Origin of the sequence: Streptococcus sp. HMSC077D04 (assembly GCF_001808785.1) — a bacterium.
GTDB lineage: Bacteria > Bacillota > Bacilli > Lactobacillales > Streptococcaceae > Streptococcus > Streptococcus mitis_BX.
Genome location: NZ_KV794547.1, coordinates 383,705 through 408,602, shown reverse-complemented (window position 1 = coordinate 408,602; position 24,898 = coordinate 383,705). Strand labels below are relative to the sequence as shown.

The window sequence follows — 24,898 nt, the reverse complement described above, 5'->3', positions numbered from 1 at the left end:
AGTTGCCTCAGTGATGAAGGTATCCTTAGTGAAGCTAAGGATACTAGGCAAAATTGGAGACTTTTGGCTCCAATTTTAGCAATGAAACAACGAAGTTGGTTGCTTGCGTGCCAATCACATAAGGCAAACTGGAAAATAAAAAGATACTTTTCGGAGAAAAAACATGACAAAAAACTTATTAGTAGAACTCGGTCTTGAAGAATTACCAGCCTATGTTGTCACACCAAGTGAAAAACAACTAGGCGAAAAAATGGCAGCCTTCCTCAAGGAAAACCGCCTGTCTTTTGAAGCTGTTCAAACCTTCTCAACACCACGTCGTTTGGCTGTTCGTGTGACTGGTCTTGCAGACAAACAGTCTGATTTGACAGAAGATTTCAAGGGTCCAGCAAAGAAAATTGCATTGGATAGTGATGGAAACTTCACAAAAGCAGCTCAAGGATTTGTTCGTGGAAAAGGATTGACTGTTGAAGATATCGAATTCCGTGAAATCAAGGGTGAAGAATATGTCTATGTTACCAAGGAAGAAATTGGTCAAGCAGTTGAAGCCATTGTTCCTGGTGTTGTAGATGTCTTGAAGTCCTTGACTTTCCCTGTCAGCATGCACTGGGCTAACAACACCTTTGAATACATCCGCCCTGTTCACACTTTAACTGTTCTTTTAGATGAAGAAGAGTTTGATTTGGATTTCCTTGATATCAAGGGTGATCGTGTGAGCCGTGGTCATCGTTTCTTGGGGAAAGAAACCAAGATTCAGTCAGCATTGAGCTATGAAGAAGACCTTCGTAAGCAGTTTGTAATCGCAGATCCACGTGAACGTGAGCAAATGATTGTTGACCAAATCAAGGCAATCGAAGCTGAGCATGGTGTACGTATCGAAATTGATGCTGATTTGCTTAATGAAGTCTTGAACTTGGTTGAATACCCAACTGCCTTTATGGGAAGTTTTGATGCCAAATACCTTGAGGTTCCAGAAGAAGTCTTGGTAACTTCGATGAAAGAACACCAACGTTACTTTGTTGTTCGTGATCAAGATGGCAAGCTCTTGCCAAACTTCATTTCTGTTCGTAACGGAAATGCAGAGTATTTGGAAAATGTCATCAAGGGAAATGAAAAAGTCTTAGTAGCCCGCTTGGAAGACGGTGAATTCTTCTGGCGTGAAGACCAAAAATTGGTCATTTCAGACCTTGTTGAAAAATTAAACAATGTCACTTTCCATGAGAAAATTGGTTCCCTTCGTGAACATATGATTCGTACGGGTCAGATTGCTATTCTCTTGGCAGAAAAAGCAGGCTTGTCAGCGGATGAAACGATTGACCTAGCTCGCGCAGCTGCCATTTACAAGTTTGACTTGTTGACAGGTATGGTTGGTGAGTTTGATGAACTCCAAGGAATTATGGGTGAGAAATATGCCCTTCTTGCTGGTGAAACTCCAGCAGTGGCAGCTGCTATTCGTGAACACTACATGCCTACATCAGCTGAAGGAGAACTTCCAGAGAGCAAGGTCGGTGCAGTGCTTGCCATTGCAGACAAATTGGATACGATTTTGAGCTTCTTCTCCGTAGGTTTGATTCCATCAGGTTCTAATGACCCTTATGCCCTTCGTCGTGCGACCCAAGGTGTGGTTCGTATCTTGGATGCCTTTGGTTGGCACATTGCTATGGATGAGCTGATTGATAGCCTTTATGCTTTGAAATTTGACAGCTTGACTTATGAAAATAAGACAGAGGTTATGGACTTTATCAAGGCTCGTGTTGATAAGATGATGGGCTCTACTCCAAAAGATATCAAGGATGCCGTTCTTGCAGGATCAAACTTTGTTGTGGCGGATATGTTGGAAGCGGCAAGTGCTCTCGTAGAAGCAAGCAAGGAAGAAGACTTCAAACCATCTGTTGAATCACTTTCACGTGCCTTTAACTTGGCTGAGAAGGCAGAAGGATCCGACACGGTTGATCCAGCTCTCTTTGAAAATGAAGAAGAGAAAGCCTTGGCAGAAGCGGTAGAAACACTCGTTTTATCAGGATCTGCAAGTCAGCAATTGAAACAGCTCTTTGCGCTTAGTCCAGTTATTGATGCCTTCTTTGAAAATACTATGGTTATGGCCGAAGATCAGGCTGTCCGTCAAAATCGTTTGGCTATCTTGTCTCATTTAACTCAAAAAGCAGCTAAACTTGCACGTTTTAACCAAATCAATACCAAATAAAATCTGTTAAACGGAGTTTATCTTATCATAAAGGAGAAGAAATGGATCCGAAAAAAATTGCTCGTATCAACGAGCTCGCTAAAAAGAAAAAAACAGAAGGCTTGACACCAGAAGAAAAAGTGGAACAAGCTAAACTACGTGAGGAGTACATCGAAGGTTATCGTCGCTCTGTTCGTCACCACATTGAGGGAATCAAAATTGTGGACGAAGAAGGAAACGATGTTACACCAGAAAAACTACGCCAAGTTCAACGTGAAAAAGGATTACATGGTCGTAGTCTCGATGATCCAAATTCATAATAAGTATTCTTTCTTTTAACAAAGATAGATGAAATAATAACTAAAAAACTAGCAGACAAAAACTGCTAGTCTTTTTTTGCTAAAAAAGGAACCAAGATGGTTCCTAAAATGATTAGTTACTTGCTCCAGATGTAGCGTCAGCGCCACCACCGTGACCACCGGCATCACCTGAATCAGAAGCTCCAGATGTAGCATCTGCATCGCCGTGACCATGTCCGCCAGCAGGAGCTGCAGCATTTCCACCGACTAAACGTTGACCAGTTGTATTGAGGTACCAATCAAGCCATGGTTGGAAATTAAAGATAATCTCATTAATTCCAGCATATGAACCATCTGGGTAGTACATTGCTTGGTAATTATGGGTATTAATAACACCTTCAGGTGTTCCTGGCACAATTGTACGGACATATTCTTGATCCCCGTTACGCAATACGCCGACAACCCATTCAACGTTTTTCATTCTAGAATCTGGCAATGTACCGTGTACTGTTCCTAATCTATTTCCTGATTGAGCACGTACACGTTTACCAAACATTGTATCTGGGTCTTGGTGTGCGTTATTAAAGTACAAAAATTGATTGTTATCATCTGCAAATGTCAATTCAAATGGCATTGCTTTCAAGAACATATCAATTTGGTTAACTGTCAAGATACCGTGGTCTAATTTAACGTAAGTATCTCCAGAAACAGCTCCAACAAGTTCAGCAGCTTTTTCTACCCATTCAGGATCATCTGGATCAACACCTTGGATGGTAGTTGCAATTGAATTTGTACAATATAAATCTTCTGGCTCAATTGGTTTTGGTTTTTTCAATTTTGAAACGACTCCCACGTATTTTACAAAGTTGTCTAAACATGTTTCAAGGAAATTAACAGTTCCTTCATTTGTGATATTTCCATTAACATCAAAAGCTTCTTTAGCTTTACCGAGAAGGAATTCATTTCCTGGAAGTGTGTAGGCATTGACACCTGGAGCGTCAAGAATCTTACGAAGGTGAACTTGGGCACGTGAAGTACCTTGGTCATAGTAAGAAGCACCCACAATCATGACTGGTTTGTTTTCAAATGGATGAACTTCATATGAAAGCCATTCAAGAACAGATTTTAGGGAAGCTGAGATTGTGTGGTTGTGCTCAGGAGTAGCGATGATAACACCATCAGCACGAGTAATTTTGTTATATAAATAACGTAATTGGAAACTTTCGTCCCATTTTTCGTCTTGGTTAAACATTGGAACTTCATCAATTTCGAGGACTTCTAATTCAAATTTGAGTTTGAAGTGACGACGGATGAATTCCAAGAGCTTACGGTTATATGATTGATCGTAGTTTGATCCTACAAGTCCAACAAATTTCATTCTTTTTGGTCTCCTATCTTACAAATTTTCCCAGTCAAAGTCTTCTGCATCTTTGCGAAGTAGTGCTTGTGCATTGCGCAATTTTTCTGTGATTTTTACAAAGATACGGTAGTCGTCAAAAGTAGCATCCAGTTTTTTGATAACATCAAGATCTACTAGGTCTCCACTTGGGTTGAAGGCTTGAAGAGAATGTGAAAGCAAGAATTCATCTGGAAGGACACTCGCTTTAATTTCTGGAGCATTCAAGATTTGGCGAAGTTGTAATTGGGCACGTGATGAACCAAGTGTACCGTAAGAAGCACCCGTAATCATGATTGGTTTGTTCAACAGTGGGTAAATACCGTATGACAACCAAGCAAGAGCGCTCATTAAAACAGCTGGGATAGAGTGGTCATACTCAGGAGTACCGATAATAACGCCATCTGCCTCTTCAATTTTAGTAGCAATTTCTAAAATTTCAACAGGTACTTGCTTGTCAGCTGGTTTGTTGAAGACAGGGATATCCTTGATTTCAACAAGTTCAATTTCAGCTTTTTCAGCAAAGTGTTTTTGCATGTATTGAAGCAATTGGCGGTTTGTAGAACGTTTTGAATTTGTTCCAACAATAGCAATAAGTTTTAACATGAGATTTCCTTTCTCTTTTTACATAATACGATTTTAGAACTCTATTGAAATATCTATTTCTATAGAGTAGGAATTCCTGAAGAACAGCTTAGATGACCTTCTTTATCGATAAGGATGGCTTCTATGCCCTCCAAACTTTCGACTTGCCAGAGGATAGAAGCAGGTCTTTCTCCAAAGAGTCGAGTTGTCCAGATTTCGCCATCGACTGATTTATCAGAGATGATTGTCAGACTAGCTAGTTCCGTTTCAACAGGATATCCTGTTTGACTGTCAAAAATATGATGGTAGTCTTTTCCATCGACTGTCAGATGACGTTCATAAATGCCTGAAGTCACGACAGATTTATTGACAACAGGGATGGTCATTAAGTGATTTCCCCTAGGATTGGCTGGGTCTTGAATCCCGATTTGCCAAGGCTGATTGCCTCTTTCCTGATTTTTACCAATGGTTAGGATATTTCCTCCCAAATTAATCAAGGCTGATGTCACTCCCTCTTCTCTCAGAAATTGGGCAACCTTATCCGCACTATACCCCTTGGCTAAACAACCAAGATCGATCTTCATTCCTTTCTGTTTTAAAAACACAGTGGAAGTGGAAGAATCTAACTCGATAGAATGAGGATTGATTAAAGGGAGCACCGATTCAATTTCTTGAGGTTGGGCCACTTTGGCATCTGAAAAACCGATGCGCCAGGTTTGAATCAAGGGACCAATGCTGATGTTGAGATGACTAGAGGGCGCTAGGCTATGTTCTAATCCAAGTGAAATCAATTCAAACAAATCAGGATGAACCTTGACTGGAGCTATTCCAGCTTGATAATTGATTTCCATCAACTCAGATTCTTGGCTATTGGCATTGAAACGATATTCTAACTCTTTGAGCAAATCAAAGGATTTTTGGAGCAAGATATCGGCTCGCTCATCCACTAATGAAATAGTGATAGTAGTCCCCATTAGCCGTTCAGAATGTGAACTAAGAGGCAAGCTACCAACTCCTTTCTCTTATGAAAAGAAGGATGAAATATAGTAAATTTATATTAAATTTAACCCCTTACATTTTCTTTCCATGATACTAGCATACCACAAAGTCAGCGTTTTCACAAATAAAATTTGTAAACTTGTCAAGAAATATGCTCAGGAAAAAAGAGTAATTGTAAGAAAGCCTGATAAAATACAGATTATTTACATTTTTTTACAAAAAAATCGGGAAAATTAACTAAACTCTTGTAAACGCTAACAGTAAATGATATACTAGAAGAGTAAATTTAAAATTGAAGGTAGGAATTTTTCTATGAGTAAAATCGTTGTAGTTGGTGCTAACCACGCTGGTACAGCATGTATTAATACTATGTTGGATAATTTTGGAAATGAAAACGAAATCGTTGTATTTGACCAAAACTCTAACATCTCTTTCCTAGGTTGCGGAATGGCCCTTTGGATTGGGGAACAAATCGACGGTGCTGAAGGCTTGTTCTATTCTGATAAAGAAAAATTGGAAGCTAAAGGTGCTAAAGTTTACATGAACTCACCAGTTCTTTCAATTGACTATGATAACAAAGTTGTTACAGCAGAAGTTGAAGGAAAAGAGCATAAAGAATCATACGAAAAATTGATTTTCGCTACAGGTTCTACACCAATCTTGCCACCAATCGAAGGTGTTGAAATTGTCAAAGGAAACCGCGAATTCAAAGCAACTCTTGAAAACGTACAATTCGTTAAATTGTACCAAAACGCTGAAGAAGTGATTCACAAATTGGCTGACAAGAGCCAACACCTTGACCGTATTGCCGTTGTTGGTGGTGGTTACATCGGTGTTGAACTTGCTGAAGCCTTTGAGCGTCTTGGAAAAGAAGTTATCCTTGTTGATATCGTTGATACTGTCTTGAACGGTTACTATGACAAAGACTTCACACAAATGATGGCGAAGAACTTGGAAGACCACAACATCCGCTTGGCGCTTGGTCAAACTGTTAAAGCAATTGAGGGTGACGGTAAAGTTGAACGCTTGATTACTGATAAAGAAAGTTTCGACGTGGATATGGTTGTTCTTGCTGTTGGTTTCCGTCCAAACACAGCCCTTGCTGATGGTAAGATTGAACTCTTCCGCAACGGTGCTTTCCTTGTAGATAAGAAACAAGAAACATCAATTCCTGGTGTTTATGCAGTAGGTGACTGTGCAACTGTTTATGACAATGCTCGTAAAGACACAAGCTACATCGCCCTTGCTTCAAATGCTGTTCGTACTGGTATCGTTGGTGCTTACAATGCTTGTGGACATGAATTGGAAGGAATCGGTGTTCAAGGTTCAAACGGTATCTCTATCTACGGTCTTCACATGGTTTCAACTGGTTTGACACTTGAGAAAGCTAAAGCAGCAGGTTACAATGCAACTGAAACAGGCTTTAACGATCTTCAAAAACCAGAATTTATGAAGCATGACAACCATGAAGTTGCCATCAAGATTGTCTTTGACAAAGATAGCCGTGAAATTCTTGGTGCACAAATGGTTTCACACGATTCTGCAATCAGCATGGGAATCCACATGTTCTCACTTGCTATCCAAGAGCATGTGACAATTGATAAATTGGCATTGACAGATCTATTCTTCTTGCCACACTTTAACAAACCATACAACTACATCACAATGGCTGCCCTTACAGCTGAAAAATAATATTTGATGAACTATCTGGCCTTAAGTTAAGGTCAGATAGTTTTTTAGGTAATTTGTACCCATACAATTTTGGTTTTTTTATCTTGTGATTCATTCTAATCTAACTTAAAATGAAATGGTAGCTACCAATATAAATGATGAGGATAAACAAATGACTGAAAATCGTTATGAATTAAATAAAAACTTGGCGCAGATGCTCAAGGGCGGTGTTATCATGGATGTGCAAAATCCTGAACAAGCCCGTATTGCAGAGGCTGCTGGTGCGGCAGCCGTGATGGCTTTGGAGCGGATTCCAGCTGATATTCGTGCAGCTGGTGGTGTTTCCCGCATGAGTGATCCAAAGATGATTAAGGAAATCCAAGAAGCGGTTAGCATCCCAGTGATGGCCAAGGTCAGAATCGGGCATTTTGTTGAGGCTCAGATTTTAGAGGCTATTGAGATTGACTATATCGATGAGAGTGAAGTTTTATCTCCAGCAGATGACCGTTTCCATGTGGACAAAAAAGAATTCCAAGTTCCTTTTGTCTGTGGGGCGAAGGATTTGGGTGAAGCCTTGCGTCGTATCGCTGAAGGTGCTTCTATGATTCGTACCAAAGGAGAACCGGGTACGGGGGATATCGTCCAAGCTGTTCGTCATATGCGTATGATGAATCAGGAAATTCGTCGTATTCAAAACTTACGTGAGGACGAACTTTATGTTTCTGCCAAGGATTTGCAAGTCCCTGTAGAATTAGTTCAATACGTCCATGAACATGGAAAATTGCCTGTTGTAAACTTTGCGGCTGGAGGTGTTGCAACGCCAGCAGATGCTGCGTTGATGATGCAATTAGGAGCAGAAGGTGTATTTGTCGGTTCAGGTATTTTCAAGTCAGGAGATCCTGTTAAACGAGCGAGTGCCATTGTAAAGGCTGTGACTAACTTCCGTAATCCTCAAATCCTAGCTGAAATCTCTGAAGATTTAGGAGAAGCCATGGTTGGTATCAATGAAAATGAAATTCAAATTCTCATGGCTGAGCGAGGAAAATAGATGAAAATCGGAATATTGGCCTTGCAAGGTGCCTTTGCAGAACATGCAAAAGTGCTAGATCAATTAGGAGTCGAGAGTGTTGAAATCAGAAATCTAGAGAATTTTCAGCAAGAACAGAGTGACTTGTCGGGTTTGATTTTACCTGGAGGAGAGTCTACAACCATGGGCAAGCTCTTACGAGACCAGGACATGCTGATTCCCATCCGAGAAGCCATTCTATCTGGCTTACCAGTGTTTGGAACCTGTGCGGGTTTAATTTTGCTGGCTAAGGAAATTACTTCTCAGGAAGAGAGTCATCTAGAAACTATGGATATGGTGGTCGAGCGCAATGCCTATGGGCGCCAATTAGGAAGTTTCTATACGGAAGCAGAATGTAAGGGAGTTGGTCAGATTCCAATGACCTTTATCCGTGGTCCAATTATTAGTAGTGTTGGAAAGGATGTAGAAATTCTAGCAACAGTTGATAATCAAATCGTTGCAGCCCAAGACAAAAATATGTTGGTAACTTCTTTTCATCCAGAATTGACTGATGATGTGCGCTTGCACCAGTACTTTATCAATATGTGTAAAGAAAAAAGTTGAGACTGAGTTTCTCAACTTTTTTACATGTAATAAACAATGGCAATGTATTGGAGGGCAGATGCTGCTAGGATAAAGAGATGCCAAATCATGTGGAAATAAGGTTTTTTCTTGGCGTAAAATGCAGCTCCAACTGTATAACAGAGTCCGCCAGTTACCATGAGACTCCAGAAAATGGGTGTCGTTTGACTGATAATGGCAGGAATGATTGCCAGAACCAACCAGCCCATAATCAGGTAAAGAGCAAGGCTGAATTTCTCGTTAACCTTTTTAGCAAAGATTTTATAGAGAATACCAAAGATGGTCGTTCCCCACTGGATGGCAATTATCAGATAGCCAAACCAGTTATTCATTAAGGTCAAGACGACGGGCGTGTAAGAGCCTGCGATAGCCACATAAATCATCGAATGGTCAATGATTCGCAAGACATATTTGTGGGTCGAACCATAGGCCATAGAGTGATAAATGGTGGATGAGAGGAACATGAGAAAGAGACTGATAACGAATATGGAAACGCCGATAGATGATAAAAATCCGTGTGCCTCATAGCTATAGGTGGATGAAATGGGGAGTAAGATAAGCATGATGACTGCACCTACGGCATGGGTCACGCTATTAGCAATCTCCTCTCCAAAACTGAGTTGTTTGCTTAGTTTAAGACTAGTGTTCATTGGATTACCTCCTCTTGAGTATGATGGATTAAGGCTAGAGTTTGATGATAGAGTTTAACCGTTTGACAGCTGGTTTGGATAATAGGGTTTGCTGGATCAATTCCTTGGTTCATGTAGTCCACAAAAGCATCGTAGAGTTGGTCTGAACTTGCTTGACTTTGCAGAGTATTAAGTGTCTGGGCGATTTCTTGAATAGAGAATACAGACTTGAGGGTTGTGATAGCAATCAAACGGGCAATCTGTTGGCGTTGGTATTTTTTCTTATCAGGCTTTGTCAGGTAACCATGTTTCACATAATTGTTGACCATGGATGCTGTTAGGCCCTTGTCTTTATCAGGAGAGATAGGGGCGCAGACCTGATTGACATAGAGCAAAACCTGGTCCAGATAGAGGTCAATATTTGGAATTTCTGCCCATTTGGGGTAGGAAAAGGTAGTTTTCATTTTCAACTCCTTTTTATCTAGTTTTAATAACTAGATTATAAAATAACAAAAACAGAAAGTCAAGTTTTAACTGCTTGTAGAAAGACTTAAATTATGCTATGATGGGAGAAACTAGTCAGAAATGAGGAGAAAAGATGGAAATTCGTTTAGCTTTTCCAAATGAAGTAGATGCCATCATGCAGGTGATGGAAGATGCTAAAAAATGTTTAGCAGATGCTGGTAGTGATCAATGGCAAAATGGTTATCCAAATGCAGACATTATTATCGATGATATTATCTCCGGTCAAGCCTACGTAGCCTTGGAAGAGGGAGAACTACTAGCTTATGCTGTTGTGACCAAGAGTCCAGAGGCAGCCTATGAAGCCATTTATGAAGGAAGTTGGCAAACTGGAGAATCTGAATACCTAGTCTTTCACCGTATTGCTGTGGCAGCAGATGTCCAGGGACAAGGAGTTGCTCAAACCTTTTTAGAGGGCTTGATTGAAGGTTTTGACTATCTAGATTTTCGTTCAGATACGCATGCTGAAAATAAGGTTATGCAACATATTTTTGAAAAACTTGGTTTTAAACGGGTTGGAAAGGTACCGGTTGATGGGGAACGCTTGGCCTATCAAAAATTGAAGAAATAATGCAAAAGAAGTACGCAAAAAAGCTCTACTTTTCGCCAATCGGCTCTTTTTCTCTTGTAGCTGATGACCATTATTTGTATGGAATTTGGATGCAGAAGCAGAAGCAGAAGCATTTTGAGAGGGGATTAGGGGATGAAACGATAGAAGCAGTTGTTAGTCATCCTATCTTAGATCCAGTTATCACTTGCTTAGATGCTTACTTTAAAGGCAAGTCTCAGGATTTATCCAACTTGCCCTTGGCTCCAATTGGAACGGATTTCGAAAAGCGAGTTTGGTCCTATTTACAGGAAATTCCTTATGGTCAGACAGTGACCTATGGACAAATAGCCCAAGAGCTACAAGTGGCTTCTGCTCAAGCAATTGGTGGAGCAGTGGGGCGCAATCCTTGGTCTATCCTAGTACCTTGTCATCGGGTGCTGGGGGCTGGCAAGCGTCTGACAGGGTATGCTGCAGGAGTGGAAAAGAAAGCTTGGCTCTTGGAGCATGAAGGCGTAGATTTTAAAGAGATAAACAATAGAAAGTGAAAGACATGTTAGAATTTATCGAATATCCAAAATGTTCAACTTGTAAAAAAGCAAAACAAGAATTAAACCAACTCGGTGTGGACTATAAAGCTGTTCACATCGTGGAAGAAACACCCAGCCAAGAAGTCATTTTAAACTGGCTAGAAACCTCGGGTTTTGAGTTGAAGCAATTTTTCAACACCAGTGGAATCAAATACCGTGAATTGGGGCTGAAAGATAAGGTAGGAAGTCTGTCAAACCAAGAAGCAGCTGAGTTGCTAGCAAGCGACGGAATGTTGTTAAAACGCCCCATTTTAGTAGAAAATGGAACTGTTAAGCAAATCGGTTATCGAAAACCTTATGAAGAATTGGGATTGAAATAGTTTTTACTTATCTCTTTGATAGATAAAATATATAACCTCCCTGTTTCAAAGTATGATAAACTAGTAGGTAGACAAAGTCTGTACCTGACCGTAGCAAATAATTTCATTGACGGCAGAAGTATGGTAGAATGAATCATTATCAGGAGAGGATGTTTTTATGAATGTTACAACGATTTTAGCATCAGATTGGTACCAAAACTTGATGCAATTGATTCCGGATGGCAAACTTTTTAGCTTGCGTTCGGTCTTTGATGGAATTCCAAGAATTGTCCAACAACTTCCAACAACGATTATGTTGACAATTGGTGGTGCCCTTTTTGGCTTGGTTTTGGCGCTTCTTTTTGCCATTGTGAAAATCAATCGTGTCAAAATTTTATATCCCTTGCAGGCCTTCTTTGTTAGTTTCTTAAAAGGGACACCGATTTTGGTGCAACTCATGTTGACCTACTACGGAATCCCTTTGGCTTTGAAAGCTCTCAATCAGCAATGGGGAACTGGTCTCAATATCAATGCGATTCCAGCTGCTGCTTTTGCGATTGTCGCCTTTGCTTTCAATGAAGCAGCTTATGCGAGTGAAACCATTCGTGCAGCCATTCTCTCAGTCAATCCTGGTGAGATTGAGGCGGCACGCAGTCTGGGGATGACCCGAGCACAAGTTTATCGTCGCGTGATTATTCCAAATGCAGCCGTTGTGGCGACTCCAACTTTAATCAATTCCCTAATCGGCTTGACCAAAGGGACTTCTCTAGCCTTCAGTGCGGGTGTTGTGGAAGTCTTTGCCCAAGCTCAGATTCTAGGCGGAGCTGATTACCGCTATTTTGAACGCTTTATTTCCGTTGCCCTTGTTTATTGGGTAGTCAATATCGGAATTGAAAGCCTCGGTCGTTTCATCGAGAGAAAAATGGCTATTTCTGCACCCGATACAGTGCAAACAGATGTGAAAGGAGACCTTCGTTAATGATTAAGATTTCGAATTTAAGCAAATCCTTTTCAGGACAGACTGTCTTGGATCATCTGAACTTGGATATTCAAAAAGGGGAAGTAGTAGCCTTGATTGGTTCTTCAGGAGCTGGAAAATCAACTTTTCTTCGTAGTCTCAATTATCTTGAAACTCCTGACAGTGGATCAATTCAGATTGATGATTTCTCAGTTGATTTTTCTAAAATCACTCAGGAAGAAATCCTGGCCCTACGCCGCAAGCTGTCCATGGTTTTCCAACAGTTTAATTTGTTTGAACGCCGAACAGCACTTGATAATGTAAAAGAAGGCTTGGTTGTTGTCAAGAAATTATCCGACCAAGAAGCGACTAAGATTGCCAAGGAAGAGTTGGCTAAGGTTGGGCTTTCTGACCGTGAGAACCATTACCCTAGACATTTATCAGGTGGACAGAAGCAACGGGTTGCCTTGGCGCGTGCTCTTGCCATGAAACCAGATGTCTTACTCTTGGACGAACCAACTTCAGCCCTTGACCCAGAATTGGTTGGTGAAGTAGAGAAGTCTATTGCAGATGCTGCTAAGTCAGGTCAAACCATGATTTTAGTTAGTCATGACATGTCCTTTGTAGCTCAAGTGGCTGATAAGATTCTCTTCCTAGATAAGGGGAAAATCATTGAGTCTGGAACACCGGATGAGATTATCCACCATCCTAAAGAAGAGCGAACAAAAGAATTCTTCGCTAGTTACAAACGGACTTATATTTGATATAATAGATAAAGAAAAACTCAGTTAGCTGGACTAGCTGAGTTTACTCTTTAAAAAAGATAGAAATGAGAGAAATCATGCTACTGCAACTATTTTCTTTATATTTCGAGAGTTTGATCTTGACCACCATCCTCGTCCTGATTTTTTTAGGGATTTGGATTGGACTGAGAGCCATGTCGGGAGTTGATAAGACTGCCAAGGCTCGCCAAGCCCATCTCTATGATATGATTATGATTGGTGTCTTGGTTGTTCCAGTATTATCCTTTGCGGTTATGAGTTTAATTCTTGTTTTCAAGGCATAATCCTTGCGTGATTGACAAGAAAGAGTTAGAATAAAGATAGTTACAACAAGAAAGAAGGAATCTATATGTACGATACTATTATTATCGGTGCTGGACCTGCAGGGATGACTGCAGCCTTGTATGCTGCTCGAAGCAATCTAAAAGTAGCCTTGATTGAAGGTGGTCTGCCAGGTGGTCAGATGAATAATACATCTGATATTGAAAATTACCCTGGATACGCTAATATTAGTGGGCCAGAATTGGCAGAAAAAATGTTTGAACCTCTTGAAAATCTTGGTGTTGAGCACATTTATGGCTATGTTGAAAATGTAGAAGATCATGGTGATTTTAAGAAAGTGATGACTGATGACCAAACATATGAAACACGTACAGTTATCGTAGCAACTGGTTCTAAACACCGTCCTTTGGGAGTACCTGGAGAAGAAGAACTGAACAGTCGTGGTGTTTCTTACTGTGCTGTGTGTGATGGTGCTTTCTTCCGTGACCAAGATTTGTTGGTAGTCGGTGGTGGAGATTCAGCTGTTGAAGAAGCCCTCTTCTTGACTCGTTTTGCTAAGACTGTTACCATTGTTCACCGTCGTGACCAACTTCGTGCCCAAAAAGTTTTACAAGACCGCGCCTTTGCGAATGAGAAAATCAGCTTTATCTGGGATTCTGTAGTGAAGGAAATCAAGGGTGAAAACCGAGTAGAATCTGTCGTATTTGAAAATGTGAAAACAGGTCAAGTGACAGAACAAGCCTTCGGTGGCGTCTTTATCTATGTTGGATTGGACCCTGTTAGCGATTTTGTTAAAGAATTGAATATCCAAGATCAGGCTGGTTGGATTGTGACAGATAACCACATGAAAACTGCAGTTGATGGTATCTTTGCCGTTGGAGATGTTCGTTTGAAAGACCTTCGCCAAGTGACAACAGCAGTTGGAGATGGAGCTATCGCTGGTCAAGAAGCTTACAAGTTTATCACCGAACATAGTTAATCATAAAAAAAGTTTCCAATCAGATGACTGGAAACTTTTTTATAGTCTATTTCGAAAAACTTCGTACATGAGAATGGCTGCAGCAACACTGGCATTGAGACTTTGAACATGTCCATTCATCGGAATGGTAATCATCTCATCGACCTGTTTTTTGATGTTACTAGAGATTCCTTTTCCTTCATTTCCGATGATGAGGGCTATTTTCCCTTTTGTATTCCACTTGTGGCAAGGAGTACCATTCATATCCGTTCCAAAGGTCCAGAATCCTTCATCCTTGAGTTTGTCCAGAGTTTGGCTCAGATTGGTCACTCGAGCAATTGGAACGTGCTCAATAGCACCTGTGGCCGTTTTAGCAACGACAGGAGTAACTCCGACAGCACGGTGCTTGGGAATGATGACACCTGAAACATTGGTCGCATCAGCGGTTCTTAAGATGGAACCTAAGTTGTGGGGATCAGTTAGACCATCCAGAATCAATAGCAGTGGATTTTCTTCTTGGCGTGTTTTGGCAAGGATGTGATCCAGCTCGCTATAGGCAAATTCAGACACTCGTAGAACAAAACCTTGATGAACAGCACCTTCAGTCATCTCAGTGAGGGATTTTTTTGAGGTCCAAGAAATGGATACCTTCTTTTCTGTAGCCAGTTCCTTGACTTTCTCAACATTCTTACCTCGGAGATCTTCTTGGAGGTAAAGTTTGTTCCCTGTGTTTGCAAGGAGGGCTTCGGTAACGGCGTGGACGCCATAGACAATATCATTTGTTTTCATGCCTCTATTATAACACAAAACCCCGTCTTGCAACGGGATTTTATTTATTCAAGAATCAGTAGACCATCTTTAACTTCAAATGGGTCTTTTTCATTGATACGATCGTAAAACATGATTCCGTTGATGTGGTCAATTTCATGCTGAACAACGATGGAGTTGTAGCCTTTGAGCTTGATACGGTGTTTTTCGCCGTCCTTGTCAAAGTAGTCAACAGTAACGCGAGCATGGCGAACAACATAGCCAGGCACATTGCGGTCAACAGAGAGGCAACCTTCTCCTTCGCCAAGAGCAGCGTCTTGAACAGAGTGAGAGACGATTTTGGGATTGTACATAATGGCTTGCAAGTCGTAGGCTTCCTCTGGAGTTTCGCCTTCTTCGACAATGTTTGGCACCAAAACAGCGATAATACGTTTTGAGATATCTAACTGGGGAGCAGCAAGTCCAACCCCACCGCGGAGTCCCATCTTTTCAGCCATGACAGGATCTTGGGAATGTTTCAGGAATTGCATCATCTTTTCGCCTAGGATGATTTCCTGGTCAGACAAGGGGAAAGTGACTTCCTCAGCAACTGCGCGTAGAGTAGGATTCCCTTCGCGGATAATATCGTTCATATCAATTAAGTGAGCAGCTTTTGTAATACGTTCTATTGCAGACATTTTCTCTCCTTTCATTACCTCTACATGATATCACAAAATGATAAGGAATGAAAGCATTTCGGCATCTAGCTTTTATAGAAAATACCTACTAGGTTCGATTCAATTGTGAAAGAATTACTTATCTGTGATATAATAAAAAGAAAAGGCTTGCATTAGAAAGTAGGGAGAATGAAGATGCAAAGAAGACAAGATAGACATAAACGTGGACCAGTTTTTCGTTTTATGAGGGGCTTTGTAAACTTTTTTAGGAGTTATCGCAAGTGGAGTAATAAGGGATTTGTGGCGATACTCTTGCTAGCAGTTGCTTTATCAATGGGCTTGGTCTTGCTGTTTGAAAGTTTCCAAGGAATCCCCTTGACCAGTCAAAAAAAGGATGCCATTTCTAAAGAAGCAAATAAGATAAATCAAAAATCTAAAGATCAGGAAGAAGAAACAAGTGCTCGTATTATGGCCCATGGAGATTTACTTTACCATGATATTATCTATATGTCAGCTAAAAAGGAAGATGGCAGCTATGATTTTCATGAGAATTTTGAATACGTAACTCCTTGGCTTAAGCAGGCTGATTTGGCAATAGGTGATTTTGAAGGAACTATTAATAAAGATCATTATTTAGCGGGGTATCCTTTATTTAATGCTCCTATTCAAGTAATGGATGCTATTAAAGATGCTGGGTATCATGTTTTAGATTTAGCCCATAATCATGTTTTAGATTCGCAAATTGAAGGAGTTATTTCAACGGCAGATGCAATTGAAAAGGCAGGAATGACACCTATTGGAGTTTATACGCACGAGTCACGTGACCAAGCTCCACTCGTTATCAAGGAAGTGAACGGTATCAAGGTTGCACTTTTGGCTTATTCTTATGGATTTAATGGAATTGAGCAAAGTATTTCGCAAGAAGACTATAACCGCTATCTTTCAGACCTAAACGAAGATAAGATGAAGGCTGAAATTGAACGGGCAGAGAAGGAAGCGGATATTACTGTTATCATGCCTCAGATGGGTGTTGAGTATCGCATAGAACCGACTGAAGAGCAAAAGGCTTTGTACCACAAGATGATTGATTGGGGAGCGGATATTATCTTTGGAGGCCATCCACACGTAGTTGAGCCATCAGAGACTGTTGAAAAAGATGGAGAGAAAAAACTTATCATCTATTCTATGGGAAACTTTATTTCTAACCAACGTATTGAAACAATGACTGGTGTAGACAATGCGAAGTGGACTGAGCGTGGTGTTCTTATGGATGTAACTGTCAAGAAAAAAGGTGGAAAAACAACTATTGACACAGCTAAAGCTCATCCAACTTGGGTCAATCGAACACCAAAGGGAACCTTTTCACCAGAAGGATATCCCCTATATCATTATCAAACCTATATCTTAGAAGATTTTATCGAGGGTGGCAGTCATCGTGATCAGTTAGATGAAGCGACTAAGGAACGAATTGATACAGCCTATAAAGAAATGAACGAACATGTGGGATTGAAGTGGGACTAGCTTAAATCCAGAGGAAAGTAAATGACGATTAAGGTAATTGCGACAGATATGGATGGGACTTTGCTGGATGCTAGAGGCCAGCTTGATCTCCCACGATTGGAAAAGATTTTAGATCAGTTGGATCAAAGGGGCATTCGTTTTGTCATCGCGACGGGAAATGAAATTCACCGCATGAGGCAACTACTGGAGCATTTGGTGGATCGAGTGACTCTGGTTGTTGCCAATGGTGCTCGTATTTTTGAAAACAATGAACTGATTCAGGCTCAGACTTGGGATGATGCCATTGTTGATAAGGCCTTGGCTCATTTCGAGGGTCGAGCATGTCAGGACCAGTTTGTTGTAACGGGGATGAAGGGTGGTTTCGTCAAAGAAGGTACCATTTTTACAGACCTTGAAAGTTTTATGACTCCAGAAATGATTGAAAAATTCTACCAACGGATGCAATTTGTGGACGAATTAACCTCTGACCTCTTTGGTGGTGTGCTCAAGATGAGTATGGTTGTTGGTGAGGAACGTTTGAGTTCGGTCTTGGAAGAAATCAATGACCTCTTTGATGGCCGTGTTCGTGCTGTATCGAGTGGCTATGGTTGCATTGATATCCTTCAAGCTGGAATTCATAAAGCATGGGGCTTGGAAGAATTACTCAAGCGCTGGGACTTGACCTCCCAACAAATCATGGCTTTTGGTGACAGTGAAAATGATGTTGAAATGCTTGAAATGGCTGGAATTGCCTATGCGATGGAAAATGCTGATGATAAAGCCAAAGCTGTGGCTACTGCTCTAGCGCCAGCCAATAGCCAAGGAGGAGTTTATCAAATCTTGGAAAACTGGTTAGAAAAAGGAGAATGAAGTGGCAGTACAGTTATTAGAAAATTGGTTACTAAAGGAACAAGAAAAAATCCAAACCAAGTATCGTCACTTAAATCAGGTTTCTGTTGTAGAGCCAGACATTCTTTTTATTGGGGATTCCATTGTCGAATATTATCCTCTGCAGGAACTATTTGGGACTTCGAAGACGATTGTCAATCGAGGCATTCGAGGGTATCAGACAGGGCTGTTATTAGAAAATCTAGATGCGCATCTGTACGGTGGAGCAGTAGATAAAATTGTCCTTTTGATTGGGACAAATGATATCGGAAAAGATGTGCCTGTGAATGAGGCTCTCAATAACCTCGAAGCTATCATACAATCCATTGCTCGCGATTATCCATTGACTGAGATTAAATTGCTTTCTATTTTGCCAGTCAATGAGGGAGAAGAGTACAAGCAGACAGTCTATATCCGCACGAATGAAAAAATTCAGAAATGGAATCAAGCCTATCAAGAGCTTGCTTCTGCCTATATGCAGGTAGAATTTGTGCCAGTTTTTGATAGTTTGACAGACCAGGCAGGTCAACTCAAAAAAGATTATACAACTGATGGGTTGCACCTTAGTGTTGCTGGTTATCAGGTTTTGACAAAATCTTTGAAAGACTATCTTTTGTAGTTAATTGCTTTCCTTTTTGCATTTTTGTGTTAGATAAGGTATAATGGTTTTATTGTCTTTTGGGGTCGTTACGGATTCGACAGGCATTATGAGGCATATTTTGCGACTCGTGTGGCGACGTAAACGCTCAGTTAAATATAACTGCAAAAAATAACACTTCTTACGCTCTAGCTGCCTAAAAACCAGCAGGCGTGACCCGATTTGGATTGCTCGTGTTCAATGACAGGTCTTATTATTAGCGAGATACGATCAAGTCTTGTCTAGCGGCTTGATAAGAGATTGATAGACTCGCGGTTTCTAGGCTTGAGTTATGTGTCGAGGGACTGTTAAACGAATACATAACCTATGGTTGTAGACAAATATGTTAGCAGGTGTTTGGACGTGGGTTCGACTCCCACCGGCTCCATTATTCCTTTGCATTCTTTTGCATTCCTTGGTAAAACGTTGTTAAATCAACGTTTTTTATTTTTTCTTTGGTATTCTTTTGCAAAAAAAGAATACAACATTTTGTTGTATCCTAAATATTAAATCAAGTCCTGAATTTTCTTAAGTTTTTATCATATTTTCTGTTATAATTAAGGTGCCTTAAGAAAAATAATGAAAAAACTAAATGTTTTTCATATAGTTTTCATTTTTGTGTTATAATTAAGGTGCCTTAAGAAAAATATTAAGGTACCTTAAGAAAAATAATGAAAAAACTAAATGTTTTTCATATAGTTTTCATTGTTTTAATAGTTTAAAGTCAATCTTATTTTTCTCTAATAGAAAATAATGAAAAAGTAGGTTTAGAAAGAGGTAAGTATCTATGTCTTCTCATAAAAAAGTGTCACTCTCTGAGATTAATCAATCTATCGATACTCCAAATAACAATCATTTCTGGCAAAATTTAAATGCCTTTTTAGGTCCGGGTGCTCTTGTCGCAGTTGGTTATATGGATCCAGGAAACTGGATTACCAGTGTAGTCGGTGGTGCTTCCTATAAGTATAGTCTCTTGTTTGTTATCTTGATTTCATCTCTCATTGCCATGCAACTTCAGCAGATGGCAGGAAAGCTTGGTATTGTAACCCAGATGGACCTGGCTCAAGCAACGGCTCATCATTCACCTAAATGGCTTCGTTATAGTCTATGGGTGATTTTAGAATTAGCCTTGATGGCGACAGATCTGGCAGAAGTTCTAGGTTCAGCGATTGCTCTCAATCTTCTCTTTAAGATTCCGATTATGATAGCAATTCTCTTGACCGTGTTGGATGTTTTTCTCTTATTGCTTCTGATGAAATTTGGCTTTAAGAAGATTGAAGCTATTGTGACAACACTGATTTTAACCATTCTAGCAATTTTTACCTATCTGGTAGCTTTGTCACATCCAAGCTTCCAAGGAATCGTTGAGGGTTATCTACCGAATGCAACCTTATTTGAAAGTCCCTTGCCAGGGCATGAAAGTCAATTAACCTTGGCACTAGGGATCGTGGGAGCAACGGTTATGCCCCATAACCTCTATTTGCATTCTTCCTTGTCTCAAACTCGGAAAATCAATCACAAGGACAAGAATGATGTTCGAAAAGCCGTGCGCTTTATGACCTGGGATTCAAATCTCCAATTATCCTTGGCCTTTGTGGTTAACTCCCTTCTATTAATTCTCGGGGCGGCTCTCTTTTTCGGCCATGCATCTGAGATTTCTGCCTTCTCTCAAATGTATAATGCCTTGCAGGATTCTACTATTGCAGGAGCTATAGCTAGCTCGACCTTATCAACCTTGTTTGCCTTGGCTTTATTAGCCAGTGGTCAAAATTCGACAATTACGGGTACCTTGACTGGACAAATCGTTATGGAAGGTTTCTTGCATATGAGATTACCTCAATGGTTCATTCGTTTGGCAACTCGTCTCTTTGCCTTGTTGCCTGTCATGATTGTAGCGGTTCTGTTTGGTCATCAGGAAAAAACATTGGATCAGTTATTGGTTTATTCACAAGTCTTTCTTTCGATTGCTCTTCCATTTTCAATCTTCCCACTGATTTATCTAACTTCTAAGAAATCACTGATGGGAGAATTTACCAATGCCAAATGGAATACCATCCTTGGCTATATCGTTTCTATTATCTTAACAATTCTCAATGTGAAATTGTTATTTGATATTTTCTAAGAAATTCACCCGAGTTATAAAACAAGCATATAAGAAAAAAGATACCCAAGATTTCTTGGGTATCTTTTTTAAAATAAACGGAAGACATGGGATTCGAACCCACGCACGCTGTTACACGCCTACCGCGTTTCCAACACGGCCTCTTAAGCCTCTTGAGTAATCTTCCAATGCTTACTCAAATAGTCTACCATAAAGCCTCTTATCTTGCAATAAAAATTCTGGAAATGAGAAAAATGATAGAATTTGAAAGAAAATGATAAAAAATGCTTGACTTTGAAAGAGAGTGTGATAGAATGAATAGTGTAAACGATAACAGGAGGTGATTCGGTGTTAAAAACAGAGCGGAAACAACTGATTTTAGAGGAGTTAAATCAACATCATGTAGTTTCTCTAGAGAAATTAGTTAGTTTGCTAGAAACGTCAGAATCAACGGTTCGAAGAGATTTGGATGAGTTGGAAGCGGAAAACAAGCTTCGTCGCGTGCATGGTGGAGCAGAATTGCCCCATTCCTTGCAGGAAGAAGAAACCATTCAAGAAAAATCTGTCAAAAACCTTCAAGAGAAGAAGTTGCTAGCTCAGAAGGCGGCCTCTCTCATCAAGGAACAAGATGTCATCTTTATTGATGCTGGAACAACAACTGCTTTTTTGATCCATGAATTGGTCAATAAGAATGTTACAGTCGTGACCAACTCGATTCACCATGCTGCTCAGTTGGTTGAAAAGCAGATTCCAACTGTCATGGTTGGAGGTAGTGTCAAGATGGCGACGGATGCTAGCATCGGGGGCGTTGCTCTTAACCAAATTAACCAATTGCACTTTGACCGTGCCTTTATCGGGATGAATGGTGTGGACGATGGCTATTATACGACTCCTGATATGGAAGAGGGAGCTGTGAAGCGTGCTATTTTGGAGAATGCCAAACAGACCTATGTCTTGGTCGATTCGTCAAAAATTGGACAAACTTGCTTTGCCAAGGTAGCACCACTCAAACGAGCTATTGTTATTACAAGTCAAGGGCATGAGCTCTTGCAGGCTATTAAGGAGAAAACGGAGGTAATAGAAGTATGATTTATACAGTCACACTCAATCCATCTATTGATTATATCGTTCGTTTGGACCAAGTCCAAGTCGGTAGTGTCAATCGAATGGATAGTGATGATAAGTTTGCTGGTGGGAAAGGAATCAATGTCAGTCGTGTCTTGAAACGTTTGGATATTCCAAATACAGCGACTGGATTTATCGGAGGTTTTACTGGTGAATTTATCACAGATACTCTGGCAGAGGAAGAAATCGAGACGCGTTTTGTCCAAGTGGCAGAAGATACTCGTATCAATGTTAAAATCAAAGCAGACCAAGAGACAGAAATCAACGGAACGGGTCCAAATGTCGAACCAGCCCAGTTAGAAGAGTTGAAAGCTATTTTGTCTAGTTTGACTGCAGAAGACACGGTTGTATTTGCGGGTTCAAGTGCTAAAAATCTAGGCAATGCTATCTATAAGGATTTGATTGCCTTGACGCGTCAGACGGGTGCGCAAGTGGTTTGTGACTTTGAAGGACAGACCTTGATTGATAGTTTAGAATACCAACCGCTCTTGGTTAAACCAAATAATCATGAACTTGGAGCAATTTTTGGGGTTAAACTCGAAAGTTTAGATGAAATTGAGAAATACGCTCGTGAGTTACTGGCTAAAGGTGCTCAAAACGTCATTATCTCTATGGCTGGTGACGGTGCTCTTCTTGTCACATCTGAGGGAGCTTACTTCGCTAAGCCAATCAAGGGAACAGTCAAAAATTCAGTTGGAGCTGGTGACTCTATGGTTGCCGGATTTACAGGTGAATTTGTCAAATCAAAAGATGCAGTAGAAGCCTTCAAATGGGGAGTGGCTTGCGGAACGGCAACTACCTTCTCAGATGACTTGGCAACGGCGGAATTTATTAAAGAAACATATGAAAAAGTTGAGGTAGAAAAACGATGAAAATTCAAGACCTATTGAGAAAAGATGTTATGTTGCTGGATTTGCAAGCAACTGAAAAAACTGCTGTCATCGAAGAGATGATTAAAAGCTTGACAAATCATGGTTATGTGACAGATTTTGAAACCTTTAAAGAAGGCATTTTAGCGCGTGAAGCTTTAACTTCTACAGGTTTGGGTGATGGTATCGCAATGCCTCACAGCAAAAATGCTGCTGTCAAAGAAGCGACTGTTCTATTTGCTAAGTCAAATAAGGGTGTTGATTATGAGAGCTTGGATGGACAAGCTACTGACCTCTTCTTTATGATTGCGGCTCCAGAAGGTGCCAATGATACCCATTTGGCAGCCTTGGCAGAATTGTCTCAATACTTGATGAAAGACGGTTTTGCTGACAAACTTCGTCAAGTAACATCAGCTGACCAAGTTATCGAACTTTTTGACCAAGCTTCAGAAAAATCTGAGGAACCTGTTCAAGCGCCTGCCAATAACTCTGGTGACTTTATCGTAGCTGTTACAGCTTGTACGACAGGTATTGCCCACACTTACATGGCCCAAGAAGCCCTTCAAAAAGTGGCTGCTGAAATGGGTGTTGGGATTAAGGTTGAAACCAATGGTGCCAGCGGTGTTGGAAATCAACTAACTGCAGAAGATATCCGCAAGGCTAAAGCAGTTATTATCGCAGCAGACAAGGCCGTTGAAATGGATTGTTTCGATGGTAAACCATTGATCAATCGTCCAGTTGCTGACGGTATCCGTAAAACAGAAGAGCTGATTAACTTGGCTCTTTCAGGAGATACTGAAGTCTACCGTGCCGCTAATGGTGGAAAAGCTGCAATAGCAAGCAATGAAAAACAAAGCCTTGGAGGTGCCTTCTACAAACACTTGATGAGTGGTGTATCTCAAATGTTACCATTCGTTATCGGTGGTGGTATCATGATTGCCCTTGCATTCTTGATTGACGGTGCTTTGGGTGTTCCAAATGAAAACCTTGGCAATCTTGGTTCCTACCATGAACTAGCTTCTATGTTCATGAAAATTGGTGGTGCAGCCTTTGGCTTGATGCTCCCAGTCTTTGCAGGTTATGTTGCTTACTCTATCGCTGAAAAACCAGGTTTGGTAGCAGGTTTCGTGGCTGGTGCTATTGCTAAAGAAGGTTTTGCCTTTGGTAAAATCCCTTATGCAGCAGGTGGTGAAGCAACGTCAACTCTTGCAGGTGTCTCATCTGGTTTCCTAGGTGCCCTTGTGGGTGGATTTATCGCAGGTGCCTTGGTTCTTGCTATTAAGAAATACGTTAAAGTTCCTCGTTCGCTTGAAGGTGCTAAATCAATCCTTCTCTTGCCACTTCTTGGAACAATCTTGACTGGATTTGTCATGCTAGCTGTTAACATCCCAATGGCAGCAATCAACACTGCTATGAATGACTTCCTTGGCGGTCTTGGAGGCGGTTCAGCTGTCCTTCTCGGTATCGTTCTTGGTGGAATGATGGCTGTTGACATGGGTGGACCAGTTAACAAAGCGGCTTATGTCTTTGGTACCGGTACGCTTGCGGCAACTGTTTCTTCAGGTGGTTCTGTAGCCATGGCAGCAGTTATGGCTGGAGGAATGGTACCACCACTTGCTATCTTTGTCGCAACCCTTCTTTTCAAAGATAAATTTACCAAAGAAGAACGCAACTCTGGTTTGACAAACATCATCATGGGCTTGTCATTTATCACTGAAGGAGCGATCCCATTCGGTGCAGCAGACCCAGCTCGTGCGATCCCAAGTTTCATCCTTGGTTCAGCAGTAGCAGGTGGACTCGTTGGTCTTGCTGGAATCAAACTCATGGCGCCACACGGAGGAATCTTCGTGATTGCACTTACTTCAAATGCTCTTCTTTACCTTGCCTCTGTCTTGGTCGGAGCAATCGTAAGTGGTGTGGTCTATGGTTACCTACGCAAACCACAAGCAGTTAAATAAAAGGGAACTATATACCAGTTTAAACCAACCACAAAATGTAGTATTTCAACAA

Annotated in this window: 26 protein-coding genes, 1 tRNA gene and 1 other RNA gene; 20 read left to right on the top strand and 8 right to left on the bottom strand. The window is 40.8% G+C overall.

Annotation, left to right across the window (positions count from 1 at the left end; all coding sequences use genetic code 11):
* Positions 1–163 precede the first annotated feature (163 nt).
* Entirely contained in the window at positions 164–2,200 is a 2,037-nt protein-coding gene (gene glyS / locus HMPREF2701_RS09085) for a glycine--tRNA ligase subunit beta (protein ID WP_061589829.1), read from the top strand.
* 41 nt (positions 2,201–2,241) lie between these two features.
* Positions 2,242–2,499, top strand: a complete 258-nt coding sequence (locus HMPREF2701_RS09080) for a DUF896 family protein (RefSeq protein WP_049487816.1) — start codon at positions 2,242–2,244, stop codon at positions 2,497–2,499.
* A gap of 112 nt (positions 2,500–2,611) precedes the next feature.
* Here HMPREF2701_RS09080 and HMPREF2701_RS09075 read toward each other — a convergent pair whose 3' ends face one another.
* The 3 genes from HMPREF2701_RS09075 to HMPREF2701_RS09065 are packed head-to-tail and all read right to left on the bottom strand — an operon-like array spanning position 2,612 to position 5,463.
* Positions 2,612–3,856, bottom strand: a complete 1,245-nt coding sequence (locus HMPREF2701_RS09075; protein ID WP_061589828.1) for an NAD(P)H-dependent oxidoreductase — start codon at positions 3,854–3,856, stop codon at positions 2,612–2,614.
* A gap of 18 nt (positions 3,857–3,874) precedes the next feature.
* Complete coding sequence (locus HMPREF2701_RS09070; protein WP_033681385.1) at positions 3,875–4,480, bottom strand: NADPH-dependent FMN reductase; 606 nt, start codon at positions 4,478–4,480, stop codon at positions 3,875–3,877.
* Positions 4,481–4,539: 59 nt separating this feature from the next.
* Positions 4,540–5,463: an FAD:protein FMN transferase gene (locus HMPREF2701_RS09065; RefSeq protein ID WP_033681384.1), complete on the bottom strand. Its 924-nt coding sequence runs from the start codon at positions 5,461–5,463 to the stop codon at positions 4,540–4,542.
* A 307-nt stretch (positions 5,464–5,770) separates the two neighbouring features.
* Between HMPREF2701_RS09065 and nox the strand changes: the two genes are divergently transcribed.
* The 3 genes from nox (at position 5,771) to pdxT (ending at position 8,759) form a co-directional block, all read left to right on the top strand.
* The gene (nox, locus tag HMPREF2701_RS09060; RefSeq protein ID WP_033681383.1) at positions 5,771–7,150 is read left to right on the top strand and encodes a H2O-forming NADH oxidase; all 1,380 of its coding nucleotides are present in this window, start codon (positions 5,771–5,773) and stop codon (positions 7,148–7,150) included.
* 151 nt (positions 7,151–7,301) lie between these two features.
* Positions 7,302–8,177 carry a pyridoxal 5'-phosphate synthase lyase subunit PdxS gene (gene pdxS, locus HMPREF2701_RS09055; protein WP_033681382.1) on the top strand — a complete coding sequence of 292 codons (876 nt, stop codon included), beginning with the start codon at positions 7,302–7,304 and terminating at the stop codon, positions 8,175–8,177.
* A complete protein-coding gene (gene pdxT / locus HMPREF2701_RS09050; protein WP_061589827.1) occupies positions 8,178–8,759 on the top strand; it encodes a pyridoxal 5'-phosphate synthase glutaminase subunit PdxT in 582 nt (193 codons plus the stop codon).
* 20 nt (positions 8,760–8,779) lie between these two features.
* On the opposite strand, the gene HMPREF2701_RS09045 is transcribed toward pdxT, so the two are convergent.
* Positions 8,780–9,427, bottom strand: a complete 648-nt coding sequence (locus HMPREF2701_RS09045; RefSeq protein WP_061589826.1) for a PAQR family membrane homeostasis protein TrhA — start codon at positions 9,425–9,427, stop codon at positions 8,780–8,782.
* Positions 9,424–9,870 carry a DUF1836 domain-containing protein gene (locus HMPREF2701_RS09040; protein WP_061589825.1) on the bottom strand — a complete coding sequence of 149 codons (447 nt, stop codon included), beginning with the start codon at positions 9,868–9,870 and terminating at the stop codon, positions 9,424–9,426. Before HMPREF2701_RS09040 ends, HMPREF2701_RS09045 begins: the two co-directional genes overlap by 4 nt.
* A 134-nt stretch (positions 9,871–10,004) precedes the next feature.
* Here HMPREF2701_RS09040 and HMPREF2701_RS09035 point away from each other — a divergent pair, with 134 nt between their 5' ends.
* The 7 genes from HMPREF2701_RS09035 to trxB all read left to right on the top strand — a co-directional run bounded on the left by HMPREF2701_RS09035 (position 10,005) and on the right by trxB (position 14,365).
* Entirely contained in the window at positions 10,005–10,499 is a 495-nt protein-coding gene (locus tag HMPREF2701_RS09035; protein WP_061589824.1) for a GNAT family N-acetyltransferase, read from the top strand.
* Entirely contained in the window at positions 10,499–11,023 is a 525-nt protein-coding gene (locus HMPREF2701_RS09030) for a methylated-DNA--[protein]-cysteine S-methyltransferase (protein WP_061589823.1), read from the top strand. The genes HMPREF2701_RS09035 and HMPREF2701_RS09030 overlap by 1 nt, the downstream gene beginning before the upstream one ends.
* A 5-nt stretch (positions 11,024–11,028) precedes the next feature.
* The gene (locus HMPREF2701_RS09025; RefSeq protein WP_000889092.1) at positions 11,029–11,385 is read left to right on the top strand and encodes an arsenate reductase family protein; all 357 of its coding nucleotides are present in this window, start codon (positions 11,029–11,031) and stop codon (positions 11,383–11,385) included.
* Between the two features lie 157 nt (positions 11,386–11,542).
* Positions 11,543–12,343: an amino acid ABC transporter permease gene (locus tag HMPREF2701_RS09020; protein ID WP_001103449.1), complete on the top strand. Its 801-nt coding sequence runs from the start codon at positions 11,543–11,545 to the stop codon at positions 12,341–12,343.
* The gene (locus HMPREF2701_RS09015; RefSeq protein WP_000590982.1) at positions 12,343–13,086 is read left to right on the top strand and encodes an amino acid ABC transporter ATP-binding protein; all 744 of its coding nucleotides are present in this window, start codon (positions 12,343–12,345) and stop codon (positions 13,084–13,086) included. The genes HMPREF2701_RS09020 and HMPREF2701_RS09015 overlap by 1 nt, the downstream gene beginning before the upstream one ends.
* 77 nt (positions 13,087–13,163) lie before the next feature.
* Positions 13,164–13,388 carry a DUF4059 family protein gene (locus HMPREF2701_RS09010; protein WP_000926599.1) on the top strand — a complete coding sequence of 75 codons (225 nt, stop codon included), beginning with the start codon at positions 13,164–13,166 and terminating at the stop codon, positions 13,386–13,388.
* A 65-nt stretch (positions 13,389–13,453) separates the two neighbouring features.
* Positions 13,454–14,365 (top strand): thioredoxin-disulfide reductase, encoded by a 912-nt coding sequence (gene trxB, locus HMPREF2701_RS09005; protein WP_070482809.1) that lies wholly within the window; start codon positions 13,454–13,456, stop codon positions 14,363–14,365.
* A 39-nt stretch (positions 14,366–14,404) separates the two neighbouring features.
* Here trxB and rlmB read toward each other — a convergent pair whose 3' ends face one another.
* The gene (rlmB, locus tag HMPREF2701_RS09000) at positions 14,405–15,133 is read right to left on the bottom strand and encodes a 23S rRNA (guanosine(2251)-2'-O)-methyltransferase RlmB (protein WP_024057830.1); all 729 of its coding nucleotides are present in this window, start codon (positions 15,131–15,133) and stop codon (positions 14,405–14,407) included.
* Positions 15,134–15,177: 44 nt separating this feature from the next.
* The gene (gene def, locus HMPREF2701_RS08995; protein ID WP_060805483.1) at positions 15,178–15,789 is read right to left on the bottom strand and encodes a peptide deformylase; all 612 of its coding nucleotides are present in this window, start codon (positions 15,787–15,789) and stop codon (positions 15,178–15,180) included.
* Between the two features lie 174 nt (positions 15,790–15,963).
* Between def and HMPREF2701_RS10820 the strand changes: the two genes are divergently transcribed.
* The 5 genes from HMPREF2701_RS10820 (at position 15,964) to HMPREF2701_RS08965 (ending at position 20,915) form a co-directional block, all read left to right on the top strand.
* Complete coding sequence (locus tag HMPREF2701_RS10820; RefSeq protein WP_081109258.1) at positions 15,964–17,289, top strand: CapA family protein; 1,326 nt, start codon at positions 15,964–15,966, stop codon at positions 17,287–17,289.
* A 21-nt stretch (positions 17,290–17,310) separates the two neighbouring features.
* Positions 17,311–18,138 (top strand): HAD family hydrolase, encoded by an 828-nt coding sequence (locus tag HMPREF2701_RS08980; RefSeq protein ID WP_070482806.1) that lies wholly within the window; start codon positions 17,311–17,313, stop codon positions 18,136–18,138.
* A gap of 1 nt (position 18,139) precedes the next feature.
* Complete coding sequence (locus HMPREF2701_RS08975) at positions 18,140–18,775, top strand: SGNH/GDSL hydrolase family protein (RefSeq protein WP_000290665.1); 636 nt, start codon at positions 18,140–18,142, stop codon at positions 18,773–18,775.
* Between the two features lie 61 nt (positions 18,776–18,836).
* Positions 18,837–19,184, top strand: a transfer-messenger RNA (tmRNA) gene (gene ssrA / locus HMPREF2701_RS08970).
* Between the two features lie 396 nt (positions 19,185–19,580).
* The gene (locus tag HMPREF2701_RS08965; protein WP_000094601.1) at positions 19,581–20,915 is read left to right on the top strand and encodes an Nramp family divalent metal transporter; all 1,335 of its coding nucleotides are present in this window, start codon (positions 19,581–19,583) and stop codon (positions 20,913–20,915) included.
* A gap of 78 nt (positions 20,916–20,993) precedes the next feature.
* On the opposite strand, the gene HMPREF2701_RS08960 is transcribed toward HMPREF2701_RS08965, so the two are convergent.
* Positions 20,994–21,081, bottom strand: a tRNA-Ser gene (locus HMPREF2701_RS08960).
* Between the two features lie 161 nt (positions 21,082–21,242).
* Between HMPREF2701_RS08960 and HMPREF2701_RS08955 the strand changes: the two genes are divergently transcribed.
* Genes HMPREF2701_RS08955 through HMPREF2701_RS08945 form a run of 3 tightly spaced genes read left to right on the top strand, consistent with a single transcriptional unit; the run spans position 21,243 to position 24,846 of the window.
* Positions 21,243–21,983, top strand: a complete 741-nt coding sequence (locus tag HMPREF2701_RS08955) for a DeoR/GlpR family DNA-binding transcription regulator (RefSeq protein WP_000920654.1) — start codon at positions 21,243–21,245, stop codon at positions 21,981–21,983.
* Positions 21,980–22,891, top strand: coding sequence for a 1-phosphofructokinase (pfkB, locus tag HMPREF2701_RS08950; RefSeq protein ID WP_061589817.1), 912 nt, complete (start codon positions 21,980–21,982; stop codon positions 22,889–22,891). Before HMPREF2701_RS08955 ends, pfkB begins: the two co-directional genes overlap by 4 nt.
* Positions 22,888–24,846: a fructose-specific PTS transporter subunit EIIC gene (locus tag HMPREF2701_RS08945; RefSeq protein ID WP_070482802.1), complete on the top strand. Its 1,959-nt coding sequence runs from the start codon at positions 22,888–22,890 to the stop codon at positions 24,844–24,846. Before pfkB ends, HMPREF2701_RS08945 begins: the two co-directional genes overlap by 4 nt.
* The last annotated feature ends 52 nt before the right edge of the window (positions 24,847–24,898 follow it).